A 7,640-nucleotide genomic window follows, 5' to 3' on the forward strand; every position below is an offset into this window, starting at 1 on the left:
ATGTCGAAATTCCGCTTCAATGCCGTCCCCCTGGCTTTCCGTCGCGCCGCCCTCGCGCTGGCCGCCACGGTGGCCATAGCCGTCACCCTGATTGGTGGCGTACCGAACGCCCGCGCCCAGCAAATGCCGGACCCGACTCGTTTGTCCTCCCAGGTTCAGCTGAACCAAGGTAGCTCCGAACTGCCGAACATCGACCAGCTGTCCAAGCAGGTGCAGGACGAGGCTGACAAATTCTTCGGCGGGGCTCGCGAGCAGGCCTGGAACACCCGCAATCAGATGCTTGACGAGGTCAACAAGCTCAACCCGCAGGCCGCCAACGCCCTGCGCCCGGTCGTCGACAACGTCCTGAATGCTTTGTTCCCGGGCCTGGTGGCCCAGAAGCAGGCCGAGGCCAAGGCCGCCCGCGACGCCGCTGCCCGCGCCCAGGCTGAGCAGGCCGCCCGCGAGAAGGCTGCCGCCGAGGCCGCTGCCCGCAAGGCGGAGCAGGAGCGCCAGCGCAACGCCTTCAACCGCGGCCCGTGTCCGGTCGACGCCGCCGTCTGCGTCGACCTGGACGGCCGCCGCACTTGGCTGCAGAAGAACGGCGATGTCACCTACGTCGCCCCGTCCATGGCCCCGGGCAAGCCGGGCCAGGAGACCCCGCGTGGCACCTTCCACGTCAACCGTAAGATCAAGGACGAGATCTCCTACGAGTTCAACAACGCCCCGATGCCTTACGCCATCTACTTCACCAACAACGGCCACGCCTTCCACCTGGGCGACCCGGCGTACGACTCTGCCGGTTGCGTCCGCCTGCCGGGCCAGGCTGCTGTCCGTTACTTCAACGACCTGCAGATTGGTGACAAGGTCTTCATCTACTAAGCGAAGCTTCGACATCTGAAACTTTCCCGGCCCGCCCCGCACCGCCTTTTATGGCGCGGGGCGGGCCTTTTCGCGGGCGCTCGCCGGCTGGGATCCTGCACAAGGGTAGTGGCACGGGTTTGGAATTCGTGTCGTTAACGCGTATGCTCTTTGTTTGGTGTATGTGTGCGGAACTTCCCGCACGTTAAACGCCAGGCAGTAGACAAATACATGCAGTCGCTTTGGTTAGTCGCCAGCGGCTAGAAAAGTTGAGGTTATGGCTAAGGAAGGCGCAATTGAGGTCGAGGGCCGCATCATCGAGCCCTTGCCGAATGCAATGTTTCGTGTCGAGCTAGACAACGGACACAAGGTTCTTGCCCACATTTCGGGCAAAATGCGTCAACACTACATCCGCATCCTCCCTGAGGACCGGGTAGTTGTTGAGCTGTCTCCTTACGACCTGACCCGCGGACGCATCGTCTACCGCTACAAGTAAAGACAGTAAGCCTCCTTACCCAGGGGCGGCCGCAAGGTCGGTCGCCTTTTTCCACCTCAGGTCACGGTGGCTTGAGCCCCACCACAATTTCGCGCTGGCACCGGCACGGTCCGGGCGGCGCGCGAAATGGTAGGGGACGGGTAGGGAGAAAACCACCGTAAAAACCCGAAAGGACAAGCCACATGGCACGTCTAGCTGGTGTTGATCTCCCGCGCAATAAGCGCATGGAGATCGCTCTCACCTACATCTATGGCATCGGGCACACCCGTGCCAAGGCACTGCTGGAAAAGACCGGCATCTCCTCCGACCTGCGTACCGACAACCTGGATGATGACCAGCTGTCGGCACTGCGTGACGCGATCGAGGCTGAGTACAAGGTAGAAGGCGATCTGCGCCGCCAGGTACAGGCTGATATCCGCCGCAAGATTGAAATTGGCTGCTACCAGGGCCTGCGCCACCGCCGTGGCCTGCCGGTTCGTGGTCAGCGCACCAAGACCAATGCTCGTACTCGTAAGGGTCCGAAGAAGACGATCGCAGGAAAGAAGAAGTAATTCATGCCTCCAAAGACTCGTTCCGGCGCCCGCCGTTCTGGCCGTCGCGTCGTAAAGAAGAATGTGGCCCAGGGCCACGCGTACATCAAGTCCACCTTCAACAACACCATCGTCTCGATCACCGATCAGACCGGTGCTGTGATTTCCTGGGCATCCTCCGGCCACGTCGGCTTCAAGGGTTCCCGTAAGTCCACCCCGTTCGCAGCCCAGATGGCTGCCGAGTCCGCCGCCCGCAAGGCGATGGAGCACGGGATGAAGAAGGTTGACGTTTTCGTTAAGGGCCCGGGCTCGGGCCGCGAAACCGCAATCCGTTCGCTCCAGGCCGCCGGCCTAGAGGTGTCCTCGATCTCGGATGTGACTCCGCAGCCGCACAACGGCTGCCGTCCGCCGAAGCGTCGTCGCGTTTAAGGGAAGGAAGAGGTAACTAAACTATGGCTCGTTATACCGGCCCCGCTACCCGTGTATCCCGCCGTCTCCGCGTCGACCTGGTCGGCGGCGATATGGCGTTTGAGCGCCGCCCGTACCCCCCGGGACAGGCTGGCCGCAACCGCATCAAGGAATCCGAGTACTTGCTGCAGCTGCAGGAAAAGCAGAAGGCAAAGTACACCTACGGTGTCCTGGAGCGTCAGTTCCGCCGCTACTACGCAGAGGCCAACCGCCTGCCGGGCAAGACCGGTGACAACCTGGTCATCCTGCTGGAGTCCCGCCTGGACAACGTGGTCTACCGTGCTGGTCTGGCTCGCACCCGCCGCCAGGCCCGTCAGCTGGTTTCCCACGGCCACTTCACCGTCAACGGTAAGAACATCAACGTTCCGTCCTTCCGCGTGACGCAGTACGACATCATCGATGTCCGCGAGCGTTCTCAGAAGATGGAATGGTTCGAAGAGGCCCAGGACCGCCTGGCCGACGCCAACGTTCCGGCATGGCTGCAGGTCGTTCCGGAGACCCTGCGCATCCTCGTGCACCAGCTGCCCGAGCGTGCACAGATCGACATCCCGCTGCAGGAGCAGCTCATCGTCGAGCTTTACTCGAAGTAACCTTCGAAAAGTCATCTTTATCCCTCTACCGACGTCATATAGCGGGCGTCGAAAAGGAGAATTTCAATGCTCATTTCCCAGCGTCCTCAGCTCTCCGAAGAATTCATCGACTCGTCTCGTTCCAAGTTCGTCATCGAACCGCTCGAGCCGGGCTTCGGTTACACCCTCGGCAACTCCCTGCGTCGCACCTTGCTGTCGTCCATCCCGGGCGCGGCCGTGACCTCCGTCAAGATTGATGGCGTTCTCCACGAGTTCACCACCATCAACGGGGTCAAGGAAGACGTTTCCGAGATCATCCTGAACATCAAGGGCTTGGTGCTGTCGTCCGACTCCGAGGAGCCGGTCGTTATGTACCTGAGCAAGGAAGGCCCGGGCGAGGTCACCGCGGGCGACATTCAGCCGCCGGCCGGCGTGGAGATCCACAACCCGGATCTGCACATCGCCAGCCTGAATGACACCGCGAAGCTGGACATGGAGCTTGTCGTAGAGCGCGGCCGCGGCTACGTGCCGGCCGCCGCTACGTCTGGGGAAATCGGCCGCATCCCGGTCGACCAGATCTACTCCCCGGTCCTCAAGGTTTCGTACAAGGTCGAGGCAACTCGTGTTGAGCAGCGCACCGACTTTGACAAGCTGATCATCGACGTGGAGACCAAGAACTCCATAACCGCTCGCGACGCCCTGGCTTCCGCCGGTGGCACCCTGGTTGAGCTGTTCGGCTTGGCCCGCGAACTCAACACGGCCGCCGAGGGCATCGAGATCGGCCCGTCCCCGCAGGAGACGGAGTTCATCGCTGCCTATAGCAAGCCGATTGAAGACCTGAACTTCTCCGTTCGCTCCTACAACTGCCTGAAGCGCCAGGAAATCCACACCGTCGGTGAGCTCGCCGAGTGCACCGAGTCCGATCTGCTGGATATCCGCAACTTCGGTCAGAAGTCGATCAATGAGGTAAAGATCAAGCTGGCTAACCTGGGTCTGGCTCTGAAGGACACTCCGGAAGACTTCGACCCCACCCAGCTGGAAGGTTACGACGCTGAAACCGGTGACTTTAAGGATCCGGCTGCAGACGATTCCGAGTAAAGAAGCTAGTGCGCCGGCCCCGCCGGCTGCAGCGCTCATTTAAAACGCTAACGAGGAGTACATAATGCCTACCCCGAAGAAGGGTGCCCGTCTCGGCGGCTCCGCTGCCCAGCAAGCTCACCTGCTGAGCAACCTGGCAGTCAGCCTGTTCGAGCACGGCGCTATCAAGACCACCGATGCGAAGGCGAAGATGCTTCGTCCTTACGCCGAGAAGATCATCACCAAGGCCAAGTCCGGCTCCGTTGCCGACCGCCGCCAGGTTCTGAAGCTCATCCCGCACAAGGATGTTGTTGCTTACCTGTTTGATGAGCTTGCCCCGAAGTTCGCTAACCGCGACGGCGGCTACACCCGCACCATCAAGCTGGACAACCGCGCCGGCGACAACGCTCCGATGTCCCAGATCTCCCTGGTGACCGAGGAGACCGTCTCCGCCGAGGCTAACCGCGCTACCCGCGCCGCCGCCTCCAAGCAGGCCGAGGCCGAAGAGGCTGAGGCTGAAAAGTCCGAGGAGGCCGCTGAGGAGGCTTCGGCTGAGGAGACCACCGAGGCTTCTGCTGAGGCTGAGGCCGAGGCTGAGGACAAGTAAGTCCTTCTGACTCAGTAAAACCGCCCGTCCACTCCGCACCTGCGGTAAGGCCGGGCGGTTTCTTTGTGCTGTGGTGTCCGCGCCCAGCGCGGGATAGGACCGCGCTGGGTGAGACAGCGGCCGATACAACAACGAACCGCCGGCGGCCCGAAGGCTACCGACGGTTCGCTGTCTCTGTCTCTCTAAGGTTCCCCAAGCCACTGCTTGAAAAGGAATACTCCTCCGCGGCCGTTCAAGCCGCCTCTGCGAAGTCCGCCCCGCTTTGGCTGTCATCAGCCGCCCTGCGGGGCGCAAGGACCATCTCTCAAATCCACACCAAGGAAAGCGGAAATGATCGCCTTCCCTTGGCGCCTGACAATTATTGTGGCAGGTCAGTCTGTAAAGGTGCTGTTAATGCAGTTTCCACACATTCAGCTATCCCACATAATGCCCGCTAGGTGCCAAGAAATCGGGTCCAAAAATTTTTTTCCGGCCCGGCGTGGCGGTAGCATGTGGGCCTATGAACTCTGCTGAGCATCCCCGCCAGGCCACCCCGGAGGAAACGGCCAATCCCTCGCCCGCCGTCAGCGTGCGGCGCGTGCGCTTGGACGTGGCCTACGACGGCACTGGCTTCCACGGGTGGGCTCGGCAGAAGCCGCAGCAGGGCAACGAGCTGCGTACGGTGCAGGCGGTCATCGAGGACAAACTGACATTGATCCTGCGCCACCCAGTCGAGCTGACCGTCGCCGGGCGCACCGACGCCGGCGTGCACGCGGCCGGTCAGGTCGCGCACTTCGATATCCCGGAGGAGTCGCTGCAGCAACGCTCCATCGACGGGGATCCGGGCAAGCTAGTCCGCCGCCTGTCCAAGCTCCTGCCGGACGATATCCGGGCCCACGACGTGGACTTCGCCCCCGCCGGCTTCGACGCGCGCTTTTCGGCCCTGCGGCGGCACTACCTCTACCGGGTGACCACCTCCCCGGCCGGAGCGCTACCCATGCGCAGGGCGGATACCGCGGTCTGGCCGAAGCCGGTAGACATCGACGCCATGCAACAGGCCGCCAACCTCCTGGTGGGTCTCCACGACTTCGCGGCCTTCTGTAAAGCCAAGCCGCACGCCACCACCATACGCGAGCTGGAGAGCTTTACCTGGGAGGATGTCTCGACGGCCACCGAGCCGAATCTGTACCAGGCGCACGTGGTCGCTGACGCGTTTTGCTGGTCGATGGTGCGCTCCCTGGTGGGCTGCTGCCTGGCGGTGGGGCAGGGACGTCGGAACGTCGACTTCGCCACGGCCATGCTCGCGGAGAGTCAACGCTCCTCCCAGATCCCGGTCGCCCCGGCCAAGGGGCTCAGCCTGGTCGGCGTGGACTACCCGGCCCCGGAAGAGCTCTCCGCACGGGCGGAGGCCACCCGGGCCAAGCGCAGCGGTAGCGAGCTCGGCTAAGCCCGGCTACCCTGTCAGGCAGCGGCAGAGTTTGCAGAGTTTATTGCCTGCCGACAGTACGGTTTCTACAGCAGCGATGGGGTGTCGCTGGCTACCCAGGGGGGAAAATTTTATGGCGCGTCCAGTGCCTACGACGAAGGCGCAAGTATCCGGCCACAAATTCCTGCACAGGCGGGTAGAGCATGGTCTGGTCATGGGGGATATCCGCATGATCCACGACCCGTTGTCTACCCGCCGGCGCGCGCTAGTCTTCGGGCTTATCGCCGTGGTGCTGGTGGCCATAGGCGCAGCCCTGCTGGCCTGGCTGCAGCCGGAGCCCAACCCCGGCGAGGCGCCCATTGTGGAATCCGCGGACAAGCAGCTCTTCGTGCTCGTCGACGACACCTACCACCCGGTGGCGAACCTGGCCTCGGCCCGCATCATCGCCGGCGAGCCGGCGGAACCGGCCCGCATCGGCACCCGGCACTTAGACGACGCGCAGCTGGGCGTGCCGCTGGGTATTGCGGACGCGCCCGGCTTTATCGCCGCCTCCGGCACCGAAAACGCGGTGGAGTGGTTGGCCTGCTTCGCCGGCGCGGACGCGGCGGAGACCCCCGGCTTCGTCATCACCATCGACGCCGTCCGCGAGTTCAGCGCCGGGGACATCGTGGTCACCGCCAACCAGGGGCACACCCTCCTTGACGGGCAGGCCGCGTGGGTGGAAACGGAAGGCACGGACTGGCTGGTGGACGCGCACGGTCGGCGCGAAATCCCGCCGGCGGAGACGACGGAGGGCCGGATAATCCGGCGCGCCCTGGGCGTGGACGCGGACACCTTCCGCTGGGAGCTGCCCGCGGAGTTGCTCAACGCGTTCCGGGCGCTGCCCGCCGTCGAGTTCCCAGACCCGCTGCCGGCCGTCATCGACACCGGTACCGGGGACCAGGGGCTGTGGGCCCGGACGGAGGAGGGCGTCTTCGCGCTGACCGAGCCGCAGGCCGGCGCCTTGGTCGATGCCGGCGCTGACCTGCAGCGCCTGAGCCACGAGGAGGTGGCCGCCCTGCCGGATGCCCCGGCGGCGCAGGAGGCCTTCAGCCTGCCCGAGGCCGCGCCTGAGTTCATCGATCCGGCCCACGGCTGGCTGTGCGCGACGGCCGAGGGCCGCGGGGCCGCCGCGCCGCCGCAGGAGGGGACCATCGAGCTGTCCGGCTCGGCCGTGGCCGACCGCTTCAGCGGCCTACCCCAGGGCGGGCTGGGGCTAAGTTCCGAGCACGGCTTCCACCTGGTCACCGCGCACGGCCTGCGGCATTCCGTGGAGGACGAGGCCACGCTGAAGGCCCTGGGCACGGGCACCGGGGGAGAAGTGCCCTGGCAGATCCTCCGGCTGTTGCCGGGTGGCAGCCAGCTCAGCCGGGAGAAAGCGCTGAAGGCCAGTTACTGAGCGCGCCCGCGCCGGAGTACGGCCCCGCCCAGGGCCGCGACTAACGCGGTGCCGGCCAGGCTGAGCAGCACCAGCTGCGCCCGCCGGGTGGCCGGGCGCACCGAGTCCTCGCCCGCGGCCACGGCCAGCGCCCGTTCCTCCTCGGCGTAATCGGCCGGGCGCGCGCTCACAGCCGCCAAGGGATCCACGCCGCCGTGGGCGGGCTCGGCC

Annotated in this window: 9 protein-coding genes and 1 pseudogene; 9 read left to right on the top strand and 1 reads right to left on the bottom strand. The window is 64.5% G+C overall.

Features of this window, described 5'->3' with window-relative positions:
- The 9 genes from HMPREF3067_RS02860 (at position 1) to eccB (ending at position 7,430) form a co-directional block, all read left to right on the top strand.
- A complete protein-coding gene (locus HMPREF3067_RS02860) occupies positions 1–861 on the top strand; it encodes a L,D-transpeptidase (protein WP_070768223.1) in 861 nt (286 codons plus the stop codon).
- A gap of 256 nt (positions 862–1,117) precedes the next feature.
- Complete coding sequence (infA, locus tag HMPREF3067_RS02865) at positions 1,118–1,336, top strand: translation initiation factor IF-1 (RefSeq protein ID WP_004566852.1); 219 nt, start codon at positions 1,118–1,120, stop codon at positions 1,334–1,336.
- Between the two features lie 182 nt (positions 1,337–1,518).
- Complete coding sequence (rpsM, locus tag HMPREF3067_RS02870; RefSeq protein WP_070768224.1) at positions 1,519–1,887, top strand: 30S ribosomal protein S13; 369 nt, start codon at positions 1,519–1,521, stop codon at positions 1,885–1,887.
- 3 nt (positions 1,888–1,890) lie between these two features.
- Complete coding sequence (gene rpsK, locus HMPREF3067_RS02875; protein ID WP_070768225.1) at positions 1,891–2,295, top strand: 30S ribosomal protein S11; 405 nt, start codon at positions 1,891–1,893, stop codon at positions 2,293–2,295.
- A gap of 23 nt (positions 2,296–2,318) precedes the next feature.
- Entirely contained in the window at positions 2,319–2,924 is a 606-nt protein-coding gene (rpsD, locus tag HMPREF3067_RS02880) for a 30S ribosomal protein S4 (protein WP_070768226.1), read from the top strand.
- Positions 2,925–2,990: 66 nt separating this feature from the next.
- Positions 2,991–4,001, top strand: a complete 1,011-nt coding sequence (locus tag HMPREF3067_RS02885) for a DNA-directed RNA polymerase subunit alpha (RefSeq protein WP_070768227.1) — start codon at positions 2,991–2,993, stop codon at positions 3,999–4,001.
- Positions 4,002–4,065: 64 nt separating this feature from the next.
- Positions 4,066–4,587 (top strand): 50S ribosomal protein L17, encoded by a 522-nt coding sequence (gene rplQ, locus HMPREF3067_RS02890; RefSeq protein WP_070768228.1) that lies wholly within the window; start codon positions 4,066–4,068, stop codon positions 4,585–4,587.
- Between the two features lie 499 nt (positions 4,588–5,086).
- Positions 5,087–6,013 (top strand): tRNA pseudouridine(38-40) synthase TruA, encoded by a 927-nt coding sequence (truA, locus tag HMPREF3067_RS02895; protein ID WP_083319102.1) that lies wholly within the window; start codon positions 5,087–5,089, stop codon positions 6,011–6,013.
- A 124-nt stretch (positions 6,014–6,137) separates the two neighbouring features.
- On the top strand, positions 6,138–7,430 hold the full coding sequence (gene eccB, locus HMPREF3067_RS02900; protein WP_246819212.1) for a type VII secretion protein EccB: 1,293 nt from the start codon (positions 6,138–6,140) through the stop codon (positions 7,428–7,430).
- On the opposite strand, the pseudogene HMPREF3067_RS11325 reads toward eccB, so the two are convergent.
- Positions 7,424–7,640, bottom strand: a pseudogene (locus tag HMPREF3067_RS11325) (peptidase S8); the annotation flags it as partial. The gene eccB and the pseudogene HMPREF3067_RS11325 sit on opposite strands and share 7 nt — an antisense overlap.

This window comes from Corynebacterium sp. HMSC04H06, assembly GCF_001815935.1.
Lineage (GTDB): Bacteria > Actinomycetota > Actinomycetes > Mycobacteriales > Mycobacteriaceae > Corynebacterium.